General features: G+C 56.7%; 1 pseudogene. It reads right to left on the reverse strand.

Annotated features, from left to right (window positions below):
- Nucleotide 1 precedes the first annotated feature (1 nt).
- Nucleotides 2-1,855 (reverse strand): annotated as a pseudogene (locus J4G02_02095) (YjhG/YagF family D-xylonate dehydratase).

Below are 1,855 nucleotides of genomic sequence, written 5' to 3' on the forward strand. Positions count from 1 at the left end.
TTTACGTTTCACGCTTCATACCGGCTTCAAGTGTTTCAATAATTGCATCTACATCGTAGACGCAGCCGCCCCATGTCCCACCACCAACGCTCTGGAGTGCCGCCCACAGACGCGTATCGTCCGGCAGCAGATCGTCAGGGGCAAGGTCCGGACGTGGCGACCTCTCGGCTAAGACCTGCGTACCTGCCTCAACACCGAAGATCTGGTCTCCATGACCGACCAAATCAATGCTCCCTTCAAGCCGATTCCGATCGACGCGAATCTGGATCTGATCGCCGTCAACCAACTTGCCAATAGGTCCGCCTGACAACGCTTCTGGCCCGACATGTCCAATGCACGCGCCGGTTGACACGCCGGAGAAGCGCGCATCGGTGATTAGGGCAACCTGCTTACCGAACGAAAGATGCTTGAGCGCTGCAGTGATCTGGTAGACCTCCTCCATACCAGATCCCATCGGACCGCGGGAACAAAGCACCATTACCTCTCCCGGCTTGATCTGGTCGTCTCCACTACTTTTGAGCGTTTGAATCGCATCCCGCTCACGCACAAAGACACGCGCCCGCCCGGTCATTCTGTAAACACCATCTTCGTCAACGACGCTGGGATCAATCGCGGTACTTTTGATGACGGCACCTTCCGGCGCGAGATTGCCACGCGGAAAAGTAACCGTGCTGGTCAACCCACACGCTTTTGCGGCTTCCGGGGTCATAATCACATCGTCCGGATTGATTCCATCTCGCTCCATCAAGAGATCTCGGACACGTTGGCGGCGTTCTGATTTCTCCCACCAATCGAGGTTCCGCCCAAGGGGTTCGCCTGAAGCGGTGAGCACATCTTCGTTCAACAGACCTAACGCCCGCAAATGCAGCATCACTTCAGGAACACCACCCGCTAGAAAGACCTGAACCGTTGGATGACCGACAGGACCATTAGGTAGGACATCGACGAGGCGAGGGACTTGCCAATTGATCTCCATCCAATCTTCGACGGTTGGGCGATCGAGTTTCGCCGCATGTGCGATGGCGGGGATATGCAGGAGTAGGTTGGTCGAACCCCCACAGGCAGCGTGGACAATCATGGCATTCCGAACCGCTTCATCCGTCAAAATATCACCCATCTTGATGCCCTTTGCGTCGAGATTAACCAAAGCACGGGCAGACCGCTTTGCCATATCCGACCAGATCGGTTGACCCGATGGTGCTAGCCCGGAATGGGGTAAGGTCATCCCTAGTCCCTCTGCAACGACCTGCGATGTTCCAGCAGTCCCAAGAAATTGGCATCCGCCCCCCGGACTTGCACACGCTTTGCACCCGAAGTCAGAAGCGTCCTGCAAGGAGATCTCCCCGTGCGCGAAACGGGCACCGATGGACTGAATCTTGCCTGCATCTTCACCTTCGGTGGGCGGCAATGTCACACCGCCGGGGACTAATACGCACGGCAGATCGCGCATCGCAGCGATTGCGATCATCGTGGCGGGAAGTCCCTTGTCACAGGTTGCAACCATCATCACCCCTTTACGCGTCGGCATTGACCGAATGAGCCGCCGGAAAACTATTGCGGCGTCGTTACGGTAGGCGAGACTGTCCATCATACCGGGGGTGCCCTGTGTGCGTCGATCTCTTGGATCCGAGCAGAATCCGCCAAACGGGATCATGCCGAGTTCTTTGAATTCCTCGGCGGCAGCCTGCATCAACAAGCCAACCTACCAATGCCCGGTGTGGTAGCCAAGTGCAATCGGACTCCCGTCCGGTGCGCGGATACCCCCTTGTGTGCTAAGGATAAGAAACTCTCTCCGATTAAGTTCACCGGGAGCCCATCCCATACCTGCATTATGGCTCCAAGAGAAGACATCTCC

The organism is Candidatus Poribacteria bacterium (genome assembly GCA_021295755.1).
Classification (GTDB): domain Bacteria; phylum Poribacteria; class WGA-4E; order WGA-4E; family PCPOR2b; genus PCPOR2b.